The organism is Streptomyces niphimycinicus, assembly GCF_018883605.1.
In the GTDB taxonomy this organism is placed as follows: Bacteria; Actinomycetota; Actinomycetes; order Streptomycetales; family Streptomycetaceae; genus Streptomyces; species Streptomyces niphimycinicus.
In genome coordinates this window covers 1-22,742 of sequence record NZ_JAHLEM010000025.1, presented here as the reverse complement: position 1 = coordinate 22,742, position 22,742 = coordinate 1, and the positions used below count along the sequence as shown (strand labels likewise).

17 protein-coding genes and 1 pseudogene are annotated in these 22,742 nt (G+C 68.1%); 13 read left to right on the top strand and 5 right to left on the bottom strand.

Going from position 1 to position 22,742, the window contains the following annotated elements:
- Window positions 1–99 precede the first annotated feature (99 nt).
- Genes KN815_RS03170 through KN815_RS03155 form a run of 4 tightly spaced genes read left to right on the top strand, consistent with a single transcriptional unit; the run spans window position 100 to window position 4,277 of the window.
- The gene (locus KN815_RS03170; protein ID WP_216339944.1) at window positions 100–1,530 is read left to right on the top strand and encodes a purine-cytosine permease family protein; all 1,431 of its coding nucleotides are present in this window, start codon (window positions 100–102) and stop codon (window positions 1,528–1,530) included.
- Window positions 1,527–2,837: a M20 family metallopeptidase gene (locus tag KN815_RS03165; RefSeq protein ID WP_216339943.1), complete on the top strand. Its 1,311-nt coding sequence runs from the start codon at window positions 1,527–1,529 to the stop codon at window positions 2,835–2,837. The genes KN815_RS03170 and KN815_RS03165 overlap by 4 nt, the downstream gene beginning before the upstream one ends.
- On the top strand, window positions 2,834–3,535 hold the full coding sequence (locus tag KN815_RS03160) for an SDR family NAD(P)-dependent oxidoreductase (RefSeq protein ID WP_216339941.1): 702 nt from the start codon (window positions 2,834–2,836) through the stop codon (window positions 3,533–3,535). Before KN815_RS03165 ends, KN815_RS03160 begins: the two co-directional genes overlap by 4 nt.
- 19 nt (window positions 3,536–3,554) lie before the next feature.
- Complete coding sequence (locus KN815_RS03155) at window positions 3,555–4,277, top strand: SDR family NAD(P)-dependent oxidoreductase (protein ID WP_216339939.1); 723 nt, start codon at window positions 3,555–3,557, stop codon at window positions 4,275–4,277.
- A 153-nt stretch (window positions 4,278–4,430) separates the two neighbouring features.
- Here KN815_RS03155 and KN815_RS03150 read toward each other — a convergent pair whose 3' ends face one another.
- Window positions 4,431–6,716, bottom strand: a complete 2,286-nt coding sequence (locus tag KN815_RS03150; protein WP_216339937.1) for a penicillin acylase family protein — start codon at window positions 6,714–6,716, stop codon at window positions 4,431–4,433.
- Window positions 6,717–6,785: 69 nt separating this feature from the next.
- Here KN815_RS03150 and KN815_RS03145 point away from each other — a divergent pair, with 69 nt between their 5' ends.
- Together KN815_RS03145 and ocd are read left to right on the top strand one after the other, a co-directional pair.
- On the top strand, window positions 6,786–7,631 hold the full coding sequence (locus KN815_RS03145) for a polysaccharide deacetylase family protein (protein WP_216339935.1): 846 nt from the start codon (window positions 6,786–6,788) through the stop codon (window positions 7,629–7,631).
- 342 nt (window positions 7,632–7,973) lie between these two features.
- Window positions 7,974–9,002 (top strand): ornithine cyclodeaminase, encoded by a 1,029-nt coding sequence (gene ocd / locus KN815_RS03140; RefSeq protein ID WP_216339932.1) that lies wholly within the window; start codon window positions 7,974–7,976, stop codon window positions 9,000–9,002.
- A gap of 285 nt (window positions 9,003–9,287) precedes the next feature.
- On the opposite strand, the gene KN815_RS03135 is transcribed toward ocd, so the two are convergent.
- The gene (locus tag KN815_RS03135) at window positions 9,288–10,202 is read right to left on the bottom strand and encodes a TauD/TfdA dioxygenase family protein (protein ID WP_216339930.1); all 915 of its coding nucleotides are present in this window, start codon (window positions 10,200–10,202) and stop codon (window positions 9,288–9,290) included.
- A 280-nt stretch (window positions 10,203–10,482) separates the two neighbouring features.
- Complete coding sequence (locus tag KN815_RS03130) at window positions 10,483–11,517, bottom strand: AraC family transcriptional regulator (RefSeq protein ID WP_216339929.1); 1,035 nt, start codon at window positions 11,515–11,517, stop codon at window positions 10,483–10,485.
- A 324-nt stretch (window positions 11,518–11,841) separates the two neighbouring features.
- Here KN815_RS03130 and KN815_RS03125 point away from each other — a divergent pair, with 324 nt between their 5' ends.
- The 5 genes and pseudogenes from KN815_RS03125 (at window position 11,842) to KN815_RS03105 (ending at window position 18,017) form a co-directional block, all read left to right on the top strand.
- Window positions 11,842–12,921 carry a beta-keto acid cleavage family enzyme gene (locus tag KN815_RS03125; protein WP_216339927.1) on the top strand — a complete coding sequence of 360 codons (1,080 nt, stop codon included), beginning with the start codon at window positions 11,842–11,844 and terminating at the stop codon, window positions 12,919–12,921.
- Between the two features lie 151 nt (window positions 12,922–13,072).
- Complete coding sequence (locus tag KN815_RS03120; RefSeq protein WP_216339925.1) at window positions 13,073–14,677, top strand: long-chain-fatty-acid--CoA ligase; 1,605 nt, start codon at window positions 13,073–13,075, stop codon at window positions 14,675–14,677.
- A gap of 277 nt (window positions 14,678–14,954) precedes the next feature.
- Entirely contained in the window at window positions 14,955–16,256 is a 1,302-nt protein-coding gene (locus KN815_RS03115; protein ID WP_253208724.1) for an MFS transporter, read from the top strand.
- A gap of 21 nt (window positions 16,257–16,277) precedes the next feature.
- Window positions 16,278–16,697 (top strand): annotated as a pseudogene (locus KN815_RS52030) (transposase); the annotation flags it as partial.
- A 69-nt stretch (window positions 16,698–16,766) separates the two neighbouring features.
- On the top strand, window positions 16,767–18,017 hold the full coding sequence (locus KN815_RS03105; RefSeq protein WP_216339921.1) for an MFS transporter: 1,251 nt from the start codon (window positions 16,767–16,769) through the stop codon (window positions 18,015–18,017).
- Here the strand turns inward: KN815_RS03105 and KN815_RS03100 are convergent.
- Entirely contained in the window at window positions 18,014–18,196 is a 183-nt protein-coding gene (locus KN815_RS03100; protein WP_216339918.1) for a putative Ig domain-containing protein, read from the bottom strand. The two genes, KN815_RS03105 and KN815_RS03100, sit on opposite strands and share 4 nt — an antisense overlap.
- A 152-nt stretch (window positions 18,197–18,348) precedes the next feature.
- Here KN815_RS03100 and KN815_RS03095 point away from each other — a divergent pair, with 152 nt between their 5' ends.
- Complete coding sequence (locus KN815_RS03095; RefSeq protein WP_216339916.1) at window positions 18,349–18,834, top strand: VOC family protein; 486 nt, start codon at window positions 18,349–18,351, stop codon at window positions 18,832–18,834.
- A 361-nt stretch (window positions 18,835–19,195) separates the two neighbouring features.
- On the opposite strand, the gene KN815_RS03090 is transcribed toward KN815_RS03095, so the two are convergent.
- Window positions 19,196–21,973, bottom strand: a complete 2,778-nt coding sequence (locus KN815_RS03090) for a LuxR family transcriptional regulator (protein ID WP_216339914.1) — start codon at window positions 21,971–21,973, stop codon at window positions 19,196–19,198.
- Window positions 21,974–22,161: 188 nt separating this feature from the next.
- On the opposite strand from KN815_RS03090, the gene KN815_RS03085 reads away from it, so the two are divergent.
- On the top strand, window positions 22,162–22,742 hold a 581-nt coding region (locus KN815_RS03085), incomplete at its 3' end, for an ATP-binding protein (RefSeq protein ID WP_216339912.1).

Genomic DNA, 22,742 nt, shown 5'->3' with positions numbered 1-22,742 from the left:
CCTCGTCCCCGGCCCGACGGCAGGCGCCTTTCGGCGGACATCGTTTCGCTCTGGTGGGCCAACTCTCACTGTCCGTCTCAGGCGTCATGAGGAGTTTCCATGAACTCGAAAAATCCCCTGAAAGAGCCCGTTGACGATACGACCGGACCTACCCCGGACGACCAGGTCGACGCGGTTCGCCAGCCGCGCGGTGTCGAACAGCACGGTGTCGAGCCGGTGCCGCTCGAGCAAAGGACCGTCGGCTGGTGGGATCTGTTTCAGATCCTCATCAACGTCCTGCTCAACCCAGGACTGATCCTCATCGGCGGGCTCTCCGTCGTCGCCGGCCTCTCATTCTGGGCCGCCGTTTTCGCGCAGGTCTTCGCCATCGTGATCACCTTCGTGGCCTACACCATCATGGGCACGGTCGGAGTTGATTACGGACTGCCCGGCATCGTATCGACGCGTGCCTTCCTCGGCATTTCCCTGTCACGCTGGATCCTCTCGGCGCTGCGCGCGGTCTCATCGGCCTTCTTCTTCGCCTTCCAGACACTGGCGGGCGCACTGGGCATCAAAGCGGTACTGGCTCAGCTTTGCGGCGTCGACTTGTCGTTGATCCTGGTGAGCGTCGTATTCGCGGTGTTCCAGGCCATCGTCGCGCTGTTTGGCTACAACTCTCTCAAGTGGCTGTCGAAGATAGCCTTCCCATTGAAGGTCGTCATCCTCGGCTACCTGCTGGTCGTCATGGCTCGGCATGATGCTCCCGGCTTCTCCCCGGGCGAGGTTTTTTCCTACCAGGGCAAGGTCGGCTGGGAGTGGCCAGTTGTCGCGGTCTGGGTGAACACCATCGCCGCCGGATGGTTCAGCCAGGTCACCGACGCCGCCGACTACTGCCGCTATACCCGCTCCCGCAAGCACATGTGGATCGGCACCATGGCGGCGGCTGTCATCGGCACCGCGGGCGCCGGATTCTTCGGCGCATACGCCGCCGCAGCCACGCTCGGCAAGGAGAGCAATCCTTTCGAGATCATCCCGAAGCTCGGGGCCGGTACGTGGACCCTGCTGATGGTGCTCATCGTGCTCGTCCTCGACAACTGGACGATCAACGTTTTGAATCTGTACACGGGGGGCCTGTCGCTGGCGAACCTGGCAACACGCCTCGGCCGTTTCTGGTCGACCCTCGCCATCGCAGTGGTCGGCACCCTCCTGGCGGCCATGCCCGCGGTCGTCAACGACGTCAACGAAGCCTTCGGCGCCATCGGGAGCGTGTTCGGTCCCGTCGCCGGCGTGATCGTTGCCGACTACCTGGTTCTCAAGCGCGGCAAGATCGACGTTCCGGCGCTCTTCGATCCGCAGGGCCCCTACCGCTACGTCGGCGGCGTCAACGTCCTGGCGCTCGTCTGGATCGTCATCGGTCTCGGGATCTACCTCGTGCTGCCCGACTGGACGATTCCGGTCGCGGCCACCGCACTCCTGTCCGCAATCGGATACGCCGTCACCGCCCGCCTGATGCCCCTGCGGGAAATCGAAGAAATGAAGGAGGCAATATGACGTCGGAACGGACGATCAACCAGGTCATCGAGCAGATCGAGGGAGATCGCGACTGGCTCGTCGGAATCGTGCGCGACCTGGTGCGCATACCGACCGTGAACCCGAAGTTCGAACGGGACGAGGACCTCAACCGCGAGGACCAATGCCAGCAGCTCGTCGGAAACCTGCTGGCCGACGCCAACATGGCCGTCTCCACCGCGGAAGCCTTCCCCAACCGGCCCAATGTCGTCGGACGGCTGGACGGCGAGGATGGGAACAGCCTGGCAATCAATGGGCACATCGACGTTGTCCCAAGCGGCGATGTAGACGCCTGGACCACCGGGCCATTTGAGGCAGCGGTACGCGACGGACGGATCTACGGCCGCGGCAGCTACGACATGAAGGGAGGGCTCGGCGCGGCCATCGGTGCGGTCCGTGCGCTGGCCGCCTGTGGCATCGAGCTCGCCGGCCGCTTGGAAATCCACAGCGTCGTCGACGAGGAAGCCGGCGGATTCGGGACCCGCGCGTTGCTTCAGGGCGTGCCGCGAACGACCGCGGTCATCGTGGCTGAACCGACCCAGACCGATGTGATGGTCTGTCAGCCCGGGCTGGAGTGGGTACGGGTCACACTGCGCGGACTCAGTGCGCACGCGGGGTGGCGCTACAACGACATCTACCCGCAGCCCCAGGGCCCGGACCGCACCCGACCCGGCGTGAACGCCGCCGAACTCGCCACTCGCTTCATCGATGCGATCGCCCACCTGGAGCGGTCCTGGGGCAAGCGCAAGTTCCATCCCCTGCTCCCGCCAGGCATCACCACGATCAGCCCCAGCGTGGTGCACGCCGGGGTCGGCATGGGACCCAACGGTCTGCCCACATCGGTCACCAACCCGGCCACCACTCCGGATGTTGCCACGATCGACTTCGACCTGAAGTACCTGCCCACCGAGACCTCCGAGCAGGTACGGCGGGAATTCGAGGACTTCGTACACCACTGGGCCATGATGGATCCTTGGCTGCGCGAGCATCCGCCGCGGGTCCAGTGGGACCTGTACGGACTTCATTTCCCGGAGTTCAACACTGATCCGGACGGCCCCCTGGTCCGCAGCATCCTCCGGCAGAGTGCCCGCCACGGGCTCCCGGGCCGGGTCACCGGATTTCCCGCGGTCTGCGACGGCGCGTTCTACGAGGGTGCAGACCCGGTGATATTCGGCCCCTGCGGCGCTGACGCACACGGGGTCGATGAATGGGTGGACATCGACTCCCTCATCGGAGTCGCGAAGGTCATGGCTGTGACAGCGATCGAACACTGTGGAGTCGCGCAATGAACCGATTCGAGGGGATGGTCGCCATCGTCACCGGCGCCGCAAGCGGCATCGGGCAGGCGACCGCCGACCGGCTGGCCCAGGAGGGGGCAGTCGTGATCGGCACCGACCTCACCGCCTCCGCAACCATCCGAGAGCTCAACGTGGCCGAGGAAGCGGACTGGATCAGGACGATCGATCAGGTGCGAGCCGAGCACGGTCGGGTGGATGTCCTCGTCAACAACGCCGGTAGGGGCGGTTCGCAGTGGTACCACGAACTCGACGTCGAGGAGTGGGACCGCGTCATCAATGTGAACCAACGCGGGACCTATCTGGGTATGAAGCACGTTCTGTCAGGGATGGTGGACGCCGGTCGCGGTGCGATCGTCAACGTGGCGTCGATCTTCGCGACGCACGCGGTCGCCGGCAACTCCGCCTACCACGCCAGCAAGGCCGCAGTCGTCGGCATGACCCGCAACGCCGCCGTCAGCTACGCCGACCGCGGTGTGCGAGTCAACGCCGTGGCACCGGGCTGGATTGACACTCCGCTCACCGCACTGCAACCGAGCGAACTCAACCAGAGCTATATCGACGCCACCCCGATGCGCCGCGGCGGGGTTCCCGGCGAGGTCGCATCGGCGATCGCATTCCTCGCCGCGCCCGAGGCCGCTTTCGTAACCGGCACCGTGCTGCACGTCGACGGGGGGTACCGGGCGACATGATGAATGACAATGCGCAGGCATGGCCCGGCCTCGAGGGGCCGTCGCAGTCGTCACCGGAGCCGCCTCGGGACAGGGCCTGCTGACCGCCCGCGCGCTCGCGAGCCAAGGCGCGCGAGTCGTGTTGGTCGACCGCGATGAGCACGTGTATGAAGCGGCAGAGCTATGTGACGGGACGGCCATCGTCGGCGACGTGTCCGACCCGCGGATGTGGGATCGACTCGTCCAGGACACGACCCGCGACCTCGGCGAGATCACAGCCCTGGTGAACAATGCGGGAGTGTTCCGGGTCGGCGACATCGCCACGACCGACCCACGAGAAATCGACCTGCTGTACCGGGTCAACCAGTTGGCGCCGATGCTTGCCGCACGCGCTGTCGTGCCGTCGATGCGCCGGGCCAGGCGGGGCTCGATCGTGAACATCTCCTCGACTGCCGGATTGTGCGGCCGGGCCGGCGCCGTGGCGTATACGGCGACCAAGTGGGCGGTACGTGGGCTGAGCAGGGCGCTCGCCGCCGAGTTGGCCCCCGACATCCGGGTCAACACCGTGCTGCCAGGACTCATCGACACGCCCATGGCCGCTGCGAACGGCTTCGAGGTCAATACCGGCATCGTCGCGAACACTCCGCTGGGCCGTATCGGCGCCCCGGCCGAGGTCGTGCCGGCCACCCTGTTCTTGCTGTCCGACCACGCCTCGTTCCTCACGGGCACCGAGATCGTCGTCGACGGCGGGCTGAGCGCCTGAACGAGTGGCCGTTCGCCTAACTGGCTACACGGTTCCTGCTTCCTGCTTGCTCCCGGCTGGCTGGCTGCTGCCCATGGGGATGGTTTCGCCGGTGAGGCGACGGCCGGCCACCGGTGAGCGACTCCGCGTTCCCTCGGTCTCAACAGCGGGTATTCACGGATACAGGATCTCGGTCGATTCGGTGTGGGCGCGGACTGCCTCGGGGGAGCTGAACAGCGGGAAGACCTCGCCGGCGAGCCAAAGGTCGTAGAGGTCGTCGTAGTGTGAGCTGCGCGGGTCACCGGATTGGCCCGGGGTATTGATCGCAACGCTCGCGTCCCAGTTCCCGACGTCGACGACGAACCGAACGCTGGCGCCCGTCGTCTGCACACCAGTCTCTGGATCCTGCACAGCGACGCCGACCGTCTCGGGACCGCCGGCCTTGGGCCGCGGCCCGATCCGCAGCCATGGAAGGCTCTCGTCGGCATGCTGGGACAGCGGATGCCGCAGAAGCGACGTGTTCAGCCGGCCCCAGGACCAAGTGGCGGGGTCCTCGCCCAACCGCTCCCGACACCGGCGCACGGCAATCCCCAGCGTCTCCACGAGAACCCGGGTCCGGTCCTCACAAGTGTTCAGCAACTCGGTCTGCACAGTCATGTCGCCGGACAGTGAATCGTCCGGCACCACCCACGCGAGAGCCACCTCGAGCTGGTCGTGCGGAACCAGTGGACGCAGCGCGTCCCGGTAGAGCCGCTCACGCAACGGTCCCCGCAGCCATGTCTCGAACAATGCCGCGGCGGCCGAGCCGACGCTCATCCGGCAGTCCCAGTCGTGCAGCAACGCGAGCCCGGTGCTGACATCCGGGTCGTCGTCCTCGCCACCGGCGGGGAGAAGGGAGCAGACGCTGCGTGCGACGATGCTGAGATCATCGTTCTGAAGCGCGATCGAGCCCGCCACATCGCCATGCGTGTCCGCGCCGAGTACCTCATGCAGTCGCTGTGCTCGGAACGGCGGGTACCACTCGTAGGAGACAGGAACGGGGTCCCAAGACCCGTCCTCGGGAAGGTTCATCTCGTTGGCGGTTGCCACCCAGCCCTTGGCCGGATCGACCACAGTAGGCAACTCGCGGGCCTCCCGGAATCCGGCCCACTCATAGCGACCATCCCCGGGCACGGGCAACAGACCGTCCCAGTTCGGGCGGACCGGAACCAACGCCCGTGGGCACCAGCCGATCCGGCCGTCCACATCGGCGAACACATGGTTCACGCCGGGCGCCCGCCATGGATCCAGGGAGGATACAAAAGCAGCACCGTCGCCCGCGTCGAGGTAGTTCAAGCTTGCCAGATACGGCGCGGCGCCGGGCTCGAGCCACGCGGCGCGTACGGCGTGTGCAACGCCGCGCGCCGCGTCGGAGTGAATGACCGGGCCGTGCCGGGTGAAACGAAGCTCGACCTCTCGGTCGCCGTCGGGCAACGGGATCCGCTCATGCACCACCTCCATCGACTCCCAGCCGTCGCCATACCGGTATCGCAAATCGTCGTCCGGGTGGAGCTCGTAGACGTACAGATCCTCCTGATCGACCGCCCAGATCGTGAGGCCGAACGCGACCGAACCGTTGTGTCCGATAGAGATCCCGGGCAGCGCGGGCTCCCCAGCACCGATCACGTCGAACTCGGGACAGATGAGATGAACCAAGTAGCGCAGCGACGGCAACGACATCGCTCGATGTGGATCGTTGGCCAGCAGCGGACGCCCGGACTTGGTGCGCCCTCCGGCGACGACCCAGTTGTTGCTCCCCTCAAGGGTGCGCGTCGGCACCGGGTGCGTCGCGACGGGACCCATGGCAAGTCGGTAGGTATCGAGAACGTGTGGGTCGACGGCAGCCAGATCAAGCCCCTCTGGAACCGACAGTGAGACCGCCGGCTCCCGCCGTCTGCGCAAGTCCTCCACTTCCGCACCGAACTCGCGCAGGGTCACCGCGCGTGCGACTTCCTGTTCGAGGTTGCCGTAGAGGCCGTGCGATCTGAGCCGGACAACATCCTCAGGCTCCCAGACGGCCGGCCGATACCCGAGTTCGATGAACTCCGGGGGCAGCAACTCAGGGTCTCGCTCCGTGGCCGCGATCCAAGCGTTCACTCCTGCAACGAAGCGGGTGACTGCGGAGCGGGCCCGCGGCCCATAGGCGGCCCACTCTTCATCGATATCACCGCGATACAGGAACAGTCTCGCGGCGCGGTCTCTTTCGACGTAGTGTGCTCCCAGCACCTCCGCGGTGCGGCCGAGACCGCGCCGCCGCCACCAGTCCAACTGGAACAACCGGTCTCGCGCGGCTACCCAGCCTTGAGCGAGGAAGGCATCGTCCGCGGACGACGCCTCAATGTGCGGGACCCCCCAGCAATCGGTGCGGATGGTCACGGGCTGCGCAAGGCCAGGTATGCGCAGCGGAGTGCGGTATTCCACCGATGTCCTCCTGATGATCGAACCCCTGTAGCCCAAACCATCCACAGGGACTGATGAAGGGAAGCTGCTATGCCGCTCAACTTGCCCGAAGGCAAGCGCCTTGCCGTGAATATCGGAGCTGATTTCGACGCCCACGCAGCTTGGATGGGATCGTTCAACCTGACAAGCCCATCGTATCTATCACGGGGCGAGTTCGGAGCCGAGGTCGGCGTACCTCGTATCCTCAACCTGTTGCGGCGCCACGATATCCGGGCGACCTTCTGCACGCCGACCCATACGATGGCGACATTCCCCGAACAATTCCGAGCGATCGTCGATGCGGGCCACGAGATTGCCGCGCACGGATGCTACCACGAGGCCGTTCCCACCCTGGATCCGGCAGAGGAACGGCGACTGATGGAGGTGACACTACAGCAGCATCAGAAGTATGTCGGCGTGCGGCCCCGCGGTTACCGGTCCCCGGCATGGGACTTCACCGCGCTGACCCCAGCCCTGCTCGATGAGTTCGGATTCGACTGGGACTCGTCCCTGATGGGGCGTGACTTTCAGCCGTACCACCCACGGCCCGTGGTCACCCTCGACCGGGAGAACGGCAATACCTTTGGGGAGCCGGCCAAGTTCCTCGAGTTTCCGGTGTCTTGGTATCTCGACGATTTCCCGCCGACCGAGTACGTGCCCGGAATGAACCCTGGCTTCACTCCGATCAACGCGCTGTTCGAGCAGTGGATCGCTCAGTTCGACTATGCCTATGCGAACGAGCCGAACGGAGTTCTCTGTCTCACGGTCCATCCGCAGTGCATCGGGCGAGCGCACCACATCACCGCACTGGAGCGTTTCATCGAGCACGTCGGCGCGCACGATGGCACGTGGTTCGCATCGCTGAGTGAGATCTACGATGTTTGGGCCGAAGAGTGACGCCGTAGCACGGAACGGGCGACGACGCGGACAGGACCCCGTCCGCGCCGCCTGCACGGCCTCGAGCGGCGTCTCAGACAGGTGCAGTTGGCGGGCACGATCGGTCTGGTCCGCGGGGCGCCGGTCGTCGAGTCGCAGTCGGACCGCTGATGGCGGGGACCGGCGCAGCCATGAGACGTAACCACGACCACCATAGCGAGTATGGCGACCTCAAGATTTTTGCAGGGTTCCCTTACTGCTGCCTTCCGGCCACTGTGTCGGCATGAGTCTGAATCGACGCCCTCGTGCAGGGCTGTCGCCCGCCATCAGACTCCCGAATACCAGTTGAGAGGGGACCCCCCGATGACCGGCTTCGTCGGTGTGAAGAACATGATTCGTTGGCTTACCGCGCAGGGAATCGCCCCGACTCTGACTGGGATGGCGGATGCGATAGAGGAGGACTTTCGGCGGTGGCCGGTCTTCAACAAGACGGAGCGCGTGGCCAGTCATACGCCGTTCGGTGTCATGGAATTGATGCCGATTGCAGATCCAGACCTCTACAGCTTTAAGTATGTCAATGGGCACCCGCTCAATCCCGCGCGAGGGTACCAAACAGTGACCGCCTTTGGTGTTCTGGCCAATGTTCACAATGGATACCCCGTCTTCGTCGCCGAGATGACCATACTGACGGCGCTACGGACTGCCGCCACATCGGCGATGGCGGCTCGTGCGCTGGCGCGAAGGGATTCGACGGTCATGGCCATGATCGGAGCCGGAAGCCAGTCCGAATTCCAGGCGATTGCCTTCCGTGAGGCTCTCGGTATCCGAAAGCTTCGAATCTATGACACGGATGCTCGCGCCGCGGAAAAGTTCGTGGGTAATCTAACCCCCCTCGGGTTCGATATCCAGGTATGCCCCTCCGGGAAGGAGGCAGTTCGAGGCGCGGACATCATCACGACGTGCACCGCGGACAAGACACACGCGACATTGCTGTACAGCTCGGATGTCTCTCCAGGAGTCCACATCAACGCGATCGGGGGTGACTGCCCAGGAAAAACCGAACTGGATCCAGAGATCCTGCGCCGCGGTACGGTCTTCGTGGAATTCGAGCCCCAGACGCGTATCGAGGGGGAGATCCAGGCACTACCCGAAACGTTCCCGGTGACTCCGCTGTGGAAGGTTCTCGCGGGTGAGACGGCAGGGCGGACCACCGTAAATGACATCACCGTCTTCGACTCGGTCGGATTCGCGATTGAAGACTATTCGGCCCTGCGGTACCTGTACGAAAGCGTCAGCGGCAGTCCTCTGTGCGAGGAGATCGATCTGGTTGCCGACCCGGATGACCCGAAGGATCTCTTCGGTTTTGCTCTCGCGCCGATCCCGGTTTCCTAAGCCGCACCATAACGACAACCCTGAGCGATGAACGATATCTCAGAACGAACTCTGAGGAACTTGGGAAACCCACGGAGCGGATTCACTGTCTGATTTGCGAAGCAAATCGACGGGGTCCATCGGAGCCGGCCCCAAGTGCCTCCGCCGTCGAAGCCGCGGCTGTGGGCCCCGACGACGGCGTCCGCCTTGACCGAAGGCGGGCCGACCAAGCCGGCAGTCGGCTCAGCATCCCGCCTCAGCCACTCACCGCCCGGTACGCCTCCGGATGACCTCCCCGAGCGTTGTTCAGTTGGACTTCTCTTCGAACATTTCCGCGCGCTCCATCTTCCGCACGGCCGGCCAGTAGTCGTAGACGGCATAGTGCTGCGTGGAGCGGTTGTCCCAGATGGCGACGCTGTTCGGTTGCCAGCGCCAGCGCACCTGGTACTCGGGGATCCTCGCCTGGCTGATCAGGTAGTGCAGCAGGTCGCTTGCGCCCGGCGCGTAGTCCTGTCCGAAGCGGACATGCTCAGGGGTGACAAAGTTGACGAGGTGTGTGGTGAAGCTGTTGACGTAGAGGACCTTCTCGCCGGTCTCGGGGTGGATGCGCACCACCGGGTGCTCGGCGTCGGGGAACTGGGCCTTCAGCTTGTGCCGCTGCTCGATCGGCAGGACCGCACCGAACGACGCCTCGATGCTGTGCCGGGCGCGGAGGCCCTCGATCTGGGTCTTGATGTGTTCCGGCAGCCGCTCGTACGCCTGGACCATGTTGACCCACATCGTGTCACCGCCCACCGGCGGGCACTCGACGCAGCGCAGTACGGCACCCATGGACGTGTCCTCGCGCCAGGACCCGTCCGTGTGGAAGGCGTTCTCGTACTGCATGCGCTTGACGTCCGGACCGTGGTGGATATGGACCAGGCCGGGGTGGTCGGGATCGCTGCCGGTGACCGGGTGGTTCCGCAGCGGGCCGAAGCGCTCGGCGAAGGCCACGTGCTCGGCGCGGGTGAAGGTCTGGTCACGTAGGAAAAGCACCTTGTGGCGAAGCAGCAGAGCCTTGATCTCGGCGAACAGGTCGTCGTCATGCACGGAGTCGGCGAGGTCGACGCCGTGGAGCTGCGCGCCGATGGAACAGGTCAACTGCTCGGCCTTGATCGAGCCGAGGACCTCGGAGCGCACCAGCGCGGGTGCACCCGTGCCGGTGCTGGCAACCTGGTTCATGCGGGTCCTTCCTGGGGGAGGTTGGCGGTCCGGCCGGTTCAAACGGACCTTTGTGACGCCCGGAGTTGCCCCAAGGGCGAGGGCGGATGATGACTCGCCTCGCCGGGCCTCCGGCACGGCGGCGCGTAGCGCTGGGTGATCTGGAGGGATCGGCCGGCCACCGTGTCCGGTGCTGCCAAGGTAGGCCCTTGGTCTGCGTCATTGCTTGATTTGCAGAGACAGAAGGCTTGTTATCTGGGGACTTGCGGCGAGCCCGGCAACCGGCGGCGCTGAGCCGTGCTCAGACCGCGTCTGCTTCCGCGTCCGTGTTGCTGCTCGTGCCGCGTTGGTTGCGCCACTCGCTCGGGCTACAGCCGAACTGCTCCTTGAACCAGTGCGAGAACGCGCTCGGCATGGAGAATCCCAGCAGATGCGCGACCTCGGTGAGCGAGTGCCGTGGGTGCGCGACGAAACGCTCGGCGAGGTGCATGCGCGTGGCGTTGAGCAGGGAGGTGTAGGTATCGCCGGAGTCGGCCAGGCGACGATGCACGGTGCGCCGGTCCACTCCAAGGCTTCGGGCGACTTGCTCGACCGAGCAGCGCCCGGTCGGCAGCAGCACCTCGATCAGCTCGCGCACCCGGTCCGGGAGTGTCGTGTCCTGCCGCGGCGTCGCGATGGACTCGAAGTACTGCCGGGCATAGGTGCGCAGTTGGGGATCGGACAGTGCGTTGGGGGCGTCGAGGGCGCCGGCGTAGAAGACGATCCCGTGGAACTCCCGGTCGAAGTCCGGAACCGGGCCGAAGATGCGCCGGTGCGTGGTGGCGTCCGCCGGTGCCGTGTGCTCGAAGCACACCGAGAGTGGCTGCCACTGGGGGGTGAGGCCGCGCAGCAAGAGGTGGAGTGCGGCTATCACGAGTTCGGCGGCCTGGCGCGTCTGCATCGCCTCGTCCAGCCGCAGCTCCACCTTGAGGGTGGCCAGACCGTTGTGCTCGGACAGCCGGGAGTGCAGCACCTCGTTGAACATGTGCTCGTGTTGCAGTAAGAGGCCCACCGCGCTGCGGACATCGGGTTCCTCCCGCACGACGAGGCCGATCGGTCCGAGGGAGGACAGGCGCCGGGACTCTGCCAGGCGGAGGCCGAAGTCCTCGCGGCCCGCGGCGGCGGCCGAGAGCTCGAGCAGCTCGACGACGGCCGCGCCGGAGATCCACCGGTCCTGTGCGGCGAGCCCGGCGACGTCCAGGCCGACACGCTTGATCAGGGCTCGCGAGTCGATGCCGAGCGTGTGGCACAGCTTGACGTAGCCGTTCAGCGCTGCGGTACGGACGAGGGGTCCCATGAGGTGCTCCAGTCGCACTCTTTCCCGGCGAGGTAGGCGGGTATCCCAAATTAGTAAGCCACGCGTCCCGCAGAATCAAGCGGTGGCCGGGCGGGCTGCCTACCGTTCAGCTACCGGGCGGGTGTCTCTCCCGGCGCGTTGTCCGGGAAGGTGCCTTCGCGGGAGCGCCCGAGCATGGCGAGTCTTCCCGCCCTCGTCCGGCCCGTCGAAAGCGTCGGGGAGGGCGGCTGCGGCGTGGTACCGCAGTACTGATCTCCCTACCCGCCCACGCCTACCGGACCGGCGCGTTCTTGCCGTTCCACACCGATTCGAAGGAGACCGCACATGCACTTCCTCGACGACTCACTGTTCCCGGAGAACCAGGAGAAGCTGGTCATCCAGGTCGCCCCGTACGGTCCGGAGTGGCTGCCCGGCGACTCCGACGACATTCCCGTGACGATGGACGAGCAGGTCCAGAAGGCGGTGGACTGCTACAACGCCGGGGCGCAGTTGCTGCACATCCACGTGCGCGAACTGGACGGCCGTGGCTCGAAGCGGCTGTCGATGTTCAACGAGATGCTCGCCCGGCTGCGTGACGCGGTACCGGAGATGATCTTGCAGGTCGGCGGGTCCATTTCATTCGCACCCGAGAACAAGGGCGACGCCGCCAAATGGCTCGACTACGACACCCGGCACCTGCTGGCCGAGCTCGAGCCCAAGCCGGACCAGGTGACCATCGCGATCAACACCTCGCAGATGAACGTCGTCGAGCTGCTGACCGACGAGGACATCGCGGGCACCTCCATGCAGAATCCGTTGCTGTACACGGCGTACCGCGACATGGTCCTCGAGGCCGGACCCGAGTTCTACCTGGAGCACCTCAAGCGGCTCACCGCGGGCGGCATCCAGCCGCACTTCATGCTCGGACACGTTCCGCAGTTGGAGACCGTTGAGCGGCTGATCCGCGCCGGGATCTACACCGGCCCGCTCAACCTCAACTACGTCGCCATCGGCGGCGGCGCCTCCGGCTTCCACCCCACCGACCTGGTCGAGTTCGCGCGCCGCACCCCCGACGGCGCCGTGCTCACCATCGAGAGCATCATGCGCTCCACACTCCCCCTGAACACGATCGCGATCGCGCTGGGCCTGCACGTGCGTGTCGGCATCGAGGACAATCTGTGGGCCCCGCGCAAGGAACGCATCACCTCCGTGCAGCAGGTCGAACAGATCGTCCGCATCGCCGACGAACTCGGCCGCGACGTGGCCAGTGCCGAAGAGGCCAAGCGCATCTATCGCATCGGGGAGTACTGGCAGACGGCGGAAGAGACCCTGGAATACCTGGGTCTGCCCCCCAACCGCCGCCCCGGCGAGCGCGGTGTCCCGCTGCGTCACCGCGCTCCGGTCCGCACCGAGACGCTCGTCTGAGAGGGAGCCGCGCACGCCGCGGTTGGCCAGTCCGCGACCGGAGGCCGGCGCGATCCGCCCGCGGCCCGGACAGCCGGCCGCCTCCACGCCGGGGGCGGCCGTCGCCACCCCCCCCCGGAACGAATCACCGCACCGAAGACCGGGAGACCCGATGCTCAACCTCGCCGTGATGCTCGAGGACAGCGCCCGCGCCGTACCTGTCCGCCCGGCGGTCGTCTCGGGCAACCAGACCCTCACCTATGCCCAACTCGACGCCGAGGCCAACCAGGTGGCCAACCTCCTCGCCTCGCGCGGTATCGGACCGGGCGACAAGGTCGCGCTGTCGTGCCCCAACATCACGCAGTTCCCTGTCATCTACTACGGCATCCTCAAGGCCGGCGGTGTCGTCGTCCCGCTCAACGTGTTGCTCAAGCGGCGCGAGATCGCCTACCACCTCTCCGATTCCGATGCCAGGGCCTACTTCTGTTTCGAGGGGAGTGCCGAACTGCCGCTCGGGCAGGAAGGGTGGGCCGGATTCAACGAGACCGAAGGCTGCCGGGACTTCTTCCTCGTCACCGCCGACCCCGCCACCGCGTCCGCGTTCCCGGGTGCCGCGACTCTCGCCACCGCGTCCGCGTTCCCGGGTGCCGCGACTCTCGCCGCCGAGCTCGAGAGCCACAGCCGTGAGTTCGCAGCGCGGGTCACCGAGCCGGGCGACACCGCCGTCATCCTCTACACCTCGGGTACCACCGGGCAGCCCAAGGGCGCTGAACTCACCCACGCCAACATGGCTCTCAACGCCCTGACCTGTCACAAGCTCTTCGGTGAGGTCGAGCACGACGTGCACCTGGTCGCGCTGCCGCTGTTCCACACCTTCGGCCAGACCGTGCAGATGAACGCCGGCCTCGCGGCCCGTGCGACCTTGGTGCTCATGCCCCGTTTCGACGCCCGCGGCGCGCTGTCCCTGATGCACCGGCATCGGGTCACCTTCTTCGCGGGCGTGCCCACCATGTACTGGGCGCTCCTCGGCGAAGGCGTCACCGACGCCGACGCGACGGTGGCCGCGCAGCACCTGCGCATCGCGGTGTCAGGCGGAGCAGCGCTGCCGGTGGAGATCCACCGCAGCTTCCGCCGCCGCTTCGGGACGGTGATCCAAGAAGGCTACGGTCTGTCGGAGACCAGCCCCGTGACGACCTTCACACCCAGGGACGGCGAGGTACGACCGGGTTCCATCGGCAAGCCGGTCTGGGGCGTGGCGGTGGAACTGGTCGCGGACGACTGGACTCCGGTCGGCGCCGGCGAGCTCGGAGAGATCGCCGTCCGCGGCCACAACGTGATGCGAGGCTACTACCGGAGGCCCGAGGCCACCGCCGAAGTCATGCGCGACGGCTGGCTCCGTACCGGCGACCTGGCCAGCCGCGACGAGGACGGCTGGCTCTATATCGTCGACCGTGCCAAAGACATGATCATCCGTGGTGGCTTCAACGTCTACCCGCGCGAGATCGAAGAAGTCCTGCACTCCCACCCGGCCGTCAGCATGGCTGCCGTCGTCGGGGTTCCCCACCACAGCCATGGCGAGGAGATCAAGGCATACGTCGTCTCGGCGCCGGGCGCGCAGATCACCGAGGACGCCCTCGTCGCCTGGTGCCGGGAGACGATGGCCGGCTACAAGTACCCCCGCCTGGTCGAGTTCCGCGACACCCTTCCCATGAACGCCACCGGGAAGATCCTCAAGCGAGAACTGCGCACCGAAACGGCGTCACCCAACCGGTCGTAGTCACTGCCCCGCCGCACAACACTGCGGCGTTACGGGTGACGGGCTTCATCCGCCTGACCTTCTCACCCGATATCACCAACCATCAAGTACCAGGCCACACCAGGCAAAGCGCCCGGCTTGTCCGGTACCTACGCTGCGGAGACCCGCAGGCACGCGGGCGCAAGGCTGGAGGATGTTGATGGGCTCGTTGTCGTGGCGTAGTGAGCCGCCGCTGGAATTGGACGCTTCCGGTTCTGCTGCTCACCTGATATCCCGGCGTTATGCCTGGGGCGTGGCGATGATGGCGGTGGCGCTGGGCGCCACCGACTACATCGACCGGCAGATCATCGTCTCGACCTTCCCGCATCTGAAGAAGGAGTGGGGACTGTCGGACACCGCCCTGGGGGCCCTGGTCTCGACCGTGTCGATCACGATGGCCGTCTGCGCACTTCCCATTGCCTGGCTGGCCGACCGATGGGGCCGGGTCAGGTCGATCGCGGCCATGGGTGGGGTGTGGAGCCTGGCGGCGCTGTGGTCTGCCGTCTCGGGCAACTACGCCCAACTGTTCGCGGCCCGGTCGCTGCTGGGGGTGGGGGAGGCCGGCTACGGGCCGGCGGGCGCGGCACTGCTGTCCGCCTACTTCCCGCAGCGGCTGCGGGCAACCGCGCTGAGCGTGTTCCAGGCGGCCGCCCCACTGGGATCGGTGCTGGGCGTGGTCTTCGGCGGCGTGATGATCGGGCGGTTTGGCTGGCGGATGACCCTCGGCGCGTTCGGAGTCCCCGGGCTCCTGCTGGCCCTGCTGTTCTTGAAGGTGCGCGACTACCGCGTGCCTGCCACGCCGGACACCGGCACACCCGCCTCAGCGGGCAGGTCCCCGGCCGCCGAGGCCCGGCCGGCGCTGGGCACGACCTTGCGGGAGTTGTACCAGGCGCGCACGGCCATGTGGTGCTATCTCGGCGGAGCGCTCAACCTCGTTGTACTGTCCACCCTCTACACGTGGCTGCCCACCTATCTGAACCGCGCCTACGGCCTGTCCTCGGCCGCCTCCGGTGCGAAGGCCGCGCTGGTGATCCTCGCCGGTGTCGTCGGGGCTGTCGTCCTCGGCCACCTGGCCGACCGGCTCGGCGGCACCAGCCCGCGGCGCAAGCTTGTCGTCCCAGCCGTGATGGCAGCGGCGACCTGGACTCTGCTGACTGCCGCCTTCGGCGCCCTCCAGCCGGGGAGCGCCCAGTTCGCACTGGTCGTTGCCGCTGGATTCCCGCTCGCCGCCGCACTCGGCACAGCCCCAGCGGTGGTGGTCGACGTCGTCCACCCCCAGGTGCGCGCCACCGCCGTCGGCATGGTGGTGGTCGTTCAGAACCTGCTCGGACTGGCCGTTGGCCCCGTCCTGACCGGCCTGATCTCCGACACCTTCGGCCTGCGGACCGCACTGGCCGTGATGCCGCTGTTCTGTGCCATGGCGGCGGTGGCCTTCTGGCGCGGCTCACGGACGTACGAGAACGACCTCGCCGCCGTGCGGCGATACCAGCGGTTCGATGACGCCCTGCAACAAGGGGCGCGGGGAATTCCCGATGGACAATCGCCCCAAGCCGATGTGTGAGAGGGCCGGGCGCTCGGAGAATCCGAGCTTGTCGTGATCGACACGCAGAGCGTCCGCGTGGCGGTGAACGTCCTCGCGGCCACGACGGGTCGGGATGCGGCCAAGAAGGTGCCGGGCCGCAAGCGTGGGCCGGCCATGGACGTGATGGGCCTGGTCATCGCCGTGAGCGTGCCGACCGTCAGCGCCCACGACCGTCAACGCGTCAGGACGCCGCTCCTGGAGCGGATCGACGAACGCGAGCTCGCAGTCGCCGCGGAACAGCTTCGCGCGCAGATCGACGAGCTCACCGCGAGCTTGCGTGGGAACACCTTGTACGACCCGCGGGACGATCACCAAATCGGCGATCTTCCTCGGCCGCCTCACCGCCAACCGTGCACGAGCTCGTTGGGCGGTGTCTTCGAAGGCCGGTACGTGCTGAGCTCGTCGAACATATTCCGTTGACCGAGGGTTGGCCGCGGCACGACACTGTCGTCCTGGTCGGAATCAACGGCATGCATGGGACGGTGTGCGGTGGCTGGCTCGGACACAGCCCGTGACCTGCAAGTCAAGGAGACCTCGTCTGATCCGTCGCTGTGGACAGCGGCCTTCCGGCTGTTCTTCACCGCCCGTACCACCTCTTTGCTGGGCGACGCGATGCTCCCTGTCGCGATCACGGCCGCCGTGATCCGGGCGGGATACGGGGCGAGTGGGGTGGGCTATGCGCTCGCCGCGCTCGTAGCACCGTTCGCAGCACTGATCATCTTTGGCGGGGTGCTGTCCGACCGCTTCGGCGCCCGGCGGCTGATGGTCGTCTCGGACACAGCTCGGCTGTGCTCCCAGGCGGTACTGGCGCTGCTGTTCCTGTCAGGTACGCCGCGGTTGTGGCAGATCCTGGTGCTGCTGGCCCTGATCGGGGCGGGCAGCGCGATCTTCCAGCCGGGAGTCGCCAGCATCACCCCGCGCATAGCCCAGGACGTACAGAAGGCCAACGCCACACTCCGCATCTCGGAGTCCGTCACCGCCGTGATCGGCCCGTCGCTGGCCGGCCTGCTGCTCGCGGTCTCCTCACCGGCAACGGTGGTCGCCCTCGACGCCTTGACCTACGGGGTCAGCGGCGTCTGCCTACTCCTGCTCCGCTCGGTCCCGATGGGCCCGGCCGCACGGGACGGCGAATCGTCGTTCCGGGCCGATCTCGTCGAGGGATGGCGGGAGTTCCGGGCCAGGACCTGGCTGTGGAGCGTCATCGTCGTCTTCATGCTGTGGCAGTTGGCCGGCGCAGGTCCCACCATGACCCTCGGCAACAGCACGCTCGTCACCGACTACGGAGCATCGACGTTCGGCTTGGTCATGTCGTCCCTCGGGGCGGGAAGCGTGCTGGGCGGGGTCGCCGCGATCAGGCTCCGTCCGCGGTATCCGCTCCGGGCCGGCGCTCTCTCCATGATCCTTTGGGCGCTTATGCCGTTGGGAGTCGCTCTCGGCCTTCCCGCGCCGCTCATCGCCGGGTGCTACGGGGTGAGCGGTGTGGGCATGGCGTTCTGGATCGTCATGTTCCACACGAGCGTGCAGACGCACATCCCGCAGGACGTCCTCGGCAGGGTGCACGCGTACGACGCGGCCGGCTCACTGGTGATGAAACCAGTCGGACAGGCGGTGGCGGGGCCGCTCGCGGTCGCCGCGGGGACGGTTCCGCTGCTGAGCGTATCCGCGTCGATGGCGCTCGTCGCCTGCGCCCTGCTGCTGGCAATCCCGGCCGTGCGCGGCCTTGAGCGCGCCGAAGGCTAGCTGCCGCCGGTGTCCTTGTCGAGGGTCAGTCCGGCGGGGAGGCTGCCGGAGGTGATCTCGTAGCGCACCGTGCGCGGCGTGCTCGAGGTGACCTTGAACGCGTACAGCGTGCCGACCCGGGCGTCGGGCGGCTGCGGCGTGGTGAAGCCCGGCTTCGGGGCCGGTCGGTCTTTCGTCACCGAGTTGCGGACGGGCCCCGGGGTGCCTGGGCGGAGAGCTTGTCGACGGAGGTGAGAAGCGGCAGCAGGTGCGGAAGCTGGACGAGAAGAGCAAGCTGGTCACGATCGACCTCGGCTCCTGAGTGCCGTGCCATCCTGTCCTGAGGTGAGCCATGAATGTGGAAGCTGATATTCCGGGCTTCGTCGGCGTCCACCATCTGAAGCTGCCGGTACGCGACCTCGCCCGCTCCGAGGCGTGGTACGGGCGCACGCTCGGCTACCGGCGGGTAGCCGAGTTCGTCGAGCGGGGGGTGTTGATAGAGGTTGTGCTGAGCCATCCGGCTGGCGGACCGGACTTGGCGCTGCGGCTCGACCCGGGCCGGGCCGAGGCCGCCGCCGGCTTCGACTACTTCGCGATCGCGGTGCCCGACAGCGCCGCGATCGAGGCGCTCGCCGCTCGCCTGGAGGCACTTGGCGAGCCGCACGGCGGCGTCTGGCGCGGCCTGCGCGGATGGTTGCTGCCACTGCTGCATGACCCCGACGGTCACGAGGTGCGTTTCTACACCATCGAGGAACACACCTCGCGCGCGCCCGGTGAGGTCATGCGCATGGTGGACCCGCAGGAGGATGCCGAGCAGGTGCGGCCCGCCGCGCCGTAGGCGGCCCGACCGCAGGGTCTGCGGCACCGACAGCGTGTCAGGCCCATCATGCCTGCTCAGGGGCTCTCGCGGTAAGGCGGACGACACACCCGTTCATCCTTGTCCGCGCCTGGGGCTCGCCCGCACACTCGACGGCATCCGCTCTCCGACTCGCGGGCAAGCCCGACAAGAGAACGTGGGTGGCCGGCCTGCCGACCGTCGAGACTCGTCGGCCGCTTGACATCTCCGCAGGTCAGACCCATGTTTCTTGCTGAACAAACTGCCTGGGTCGAGTCCGGGTCGAGTTCGGGCCGAATTCGGTCGTGGTGAGGCGGGACAACGCGCGGACGCACTACCCGTACCGCGTTCGCGCGGCACCTGGTCACTGCCGCGGATCCCGCGAGAGGGCGTCGCGGAGCTGGGCCCTGGCGCGGATGCCCAGCTTGGGGAAGATCTTGTGCAGGTGGTAGCCGACGGTCCGGGGCGAGAGGTAGAGCCGGGCCGCGATGTCGCGGTTGGTCAGGCCCTGAGCGGCCAGTTCGGCGATCTGCCGTTCCTGCGCGGTGAGCTCGCTCGCCGGGGTCGCGGCCGTCGCCGCCGGGGCTCCTGCGGCCCGGAGTTCTGCGGCTGTGCGGTCGGTCCAGGGGCGGGCGTCTAGGCGCTGGAAGCACTCCAGTGCCGCGTTGAGGTGCGGGCGGGCCTCGGCGCTGCGGCGCCGCCGGCGCAGCCATTCGCCGAAGTCGAGCCGGGCGAGGGCCTTTTCGAAGGGCCAGCAGTCGGTGGCCGGGTCGTCGAGCGCGGCGCGGAAGTGGCGCTCGGCGTCGTCGGTGTCCGTCAACAGGGCGGCGGCCCGGTGGAGTACGGCGGCCAGGCGCGGGGAGGGGGCGGGCTTCAGATACCGCTCCACGGCGTCGACCACCGTGCGCGCGTCGTCCGCCCGCTCGGCGCGGACCGCCGCGGCCGCCAGGTCGCCCAGATAGTAGAGCGAGGCGTGGTAGTGGACGGGGGCCGGGCGGAAGTCGTGGGTGAAGGTCGCGCGCAGTTGCTCGTAGGCGTCGGCGTGGTCGCCGGCGACGAACGCGGCCATGCCCATGGCGTGCCGGTGCCGGACCTGAAGGTTCAGGGAGTTGCGCAGGTCCACGCCGTGTACGGCCCGCATCGCCTGCGTCCGGGCGGCCACGTGGTCGCCCTCGAGCGCGCGCAGGGTGGCCCGCAGGATGCGGGCGCCCACGGTCACGCTGTCGGCCCCCGCTTCCGTCGCCATCCAGAACGCCTCGTGCGCCGCCTCCTCGGCCGCCGTCCAGGAGCCGTTCTCGAACAGCACGAGGGCGAGCGCCTGGGTCACGGTCGCGTTCGTGCCCGCGCTGCCGGCGCGCCGCAGGAGGTCCATGGTCCGCCCGAGGATGCGCACGGCCTGCTCGGTCTCGTCCAGGATCCAGGTCGTGCCGCCCAGCGCGGTGAGATCCCCGAGGGACTCCTCCTGCGCCAGGGCGGCCAGCCTCTCCGTCAAGAGCCTTGCCAGACGTGGCCGTTCATGATGGGGATCGATGACCGCCCGGATCCAGGCACAGGCGGCGGGGTCGCCGTCCTCGTCGATCAGGCCGCTGATCCGGTGGAGTTCCGAGCGGTCGTACGGCGCGCCGGAGTTGTAGACGGACGTGGCGGCGGTGCTCAGGGCGTCCAGGGCGAGGTCTGGAGCCGAAGCCGCAGTGGCTTCGGCGACGCCCAGCAGGAGTGCCAGCGCTTCCTCGTGACGGAGTGTCACTCCGAGGGCCCAGCCGCCCAGCAGCGATGCCTCGGCACGTAGCCGGGGATCCTCGGTCATCCCGCCGACGCGGCCGCTCATCTCGCCGACCCACTGCGGGTGGCCGGCGAACATCGCCGCCTGCGCGGCCGACAGCAGGCGCCGGGCGCGCAGCTCCGGTACCGAAGTGAGCTCGGCGGCGCGTTCCAGCGCGGTCGCGGCCGCCGCGTAGCCGCCCCGGCCACGGGCTCGCTCGGCGCTCTCCGCCAGGGCGTCGGCGACCTCCGGGTCCTGCCCGGTCGCCGCGGCGGCCAGATGCCAGGCCCGGCGGTCCGGTTCCTCGGCCAGCGCGGCGGCCAGGGCGAGATGGGCCTGTCGGCGCTCGTGGAAGGAGGCCGCGTGGTAGACGGCCGAGCGCACCAGCGGGTGACGCAGCAGCACCCGGCCGTCCGCCACCCGCACCAGACCGCTGCGCTCGGCGGGGTCCAGCGCCTGTACGACGTCCAGCTCGGGGGCGGCCCGTATGAGGTCGGTCAGCCGGGCCGGACCGGCCGCGGCCACCAGGAGCAGGGCCGCTCGCGTGGGCGCCGGCAGACCGGGCAGGTCGGCCGCGAACAGGTTCTCCAGGCGCGCGGTGAGCGGCAGCGTGGCACCCCCGGCCGCTCCGGCCCCGGTGTCCCCGGTCCTGCCCCGGGCCAGGGCGCGGGGCAGCTCGATCAGGGCCAGCGGATTGCCGGCCGCCTGCTGGAGGATCTCGGCCCGCGCCTTGCCCCGGGGCGGATCCGGCTGCACGTCCAGCAGCCGCCCGGCCGCCGTGCGGCTCAGCGGGCCCACGGTCACCTGCGGAAAGTCCCGGTCGAAGCGGCCCGGCACACCCTCCTCACGGGCGGCCAGCAGCAGCACCACCGGCCTGCCCTCCAGACGCCGGGCGAGGAAGGCCAGCACGTCCACCGAGCCGAGGTCCAGCCACTGGGCGTCGTCGACCAGCAGGAGCAGGGGGCGGCGTGCGGCGGCCTCGGTGATGAGCCCGAGCACGCTGACGCACAGGGACATCTGGTCGAGTTTGAGTTCGTACTGCGCCGCCTCCGGCCCGAAGGCACGGTCCAGGGCCTCCCGATGCCCCGCGGGTAGATCGTCTCCGGGCAGCAGCGGGTGCAGAAGCTGGTGCACGCCCGACAGGCCGAGGACCACCTCGCCTTCACTGCCGCGCACCCGCAGGATCCCAAGGCCCCGGGCCCGGCCCCGCTCGGCCGTCCAGTCGACGAGGGTGCTCTTGCCCGCCCCCGGCTCCCCGGTCAGCACCAGCACCTGCGGGCCGCCGCCGTCCACCGCAGCGAGCAGACGGTCGAGGCGGGCCAGCTCGGAGGTCCGGCCCAGGATGCCCGGATCGGAGGGGTGGTCGGTGCCGGCGTGCATGAACCGTCCTTGTCGTCGGGCCGTTGATACGGCAATCCTGCCAGCGGCGACCGACAGGACGGGAATCGCGGGTGACGGGGCAGGACGGGAGCCGGGGGCGACCGGTCATGTGACAGAAGCGTCCCGTCCCGGTCTCCGCGATGATGGCCCTGGCCAGGGAAAACGCGCACCGCCACAGGAGTAAGCGCATGAGGGTCCACCCACCCCAGCAGTCCATGATCGGCGACGGGGCCACCGTCCTGGGCCGGGACGGCGAGATCGAGCGGATACTGCGGTGCGTGACGCGCGAGTCCGGCACTCCTCAGACCCTGCTGCTTCTCGGCGAGGAGGGGATCGGGCGTACGACCGTGCTCCGGCACGTCCGGGAACGGGCCGCCGCCGACGGCGTGCTGGTGCTGTCCGCACAGGGCTGGGCCGAGGACCCACGGCATGCGCACGCCTGTCTGCAACAGTTTCTGGCCCCTCCGGTGCAGGGCGAGCTGGCTGCCCTGCCCGCCGCGCACCACCAAGTGCTGACGGCCGTAACGCGAGGGGACGACGGACCGGACGAAGCGGAGCTGCACGCGGCGGTGACGGCGCTGCTGGACCGGCTCGCCGCGGCCCGGCCGGTGCTGGTGTGCGTGGACGACGCCGACCTGTGCGACCGCGCCTTCCTGGAGGCGCTGTTCGCCGCGGCCCGGCTACTGGCCGGCCGCTCGCTGACGGTGCTGCTCGCCGCACGCCACGAGGCGGCCCTGCCCGGTCCGCCGCCCGGCACCGAGACCCTGCG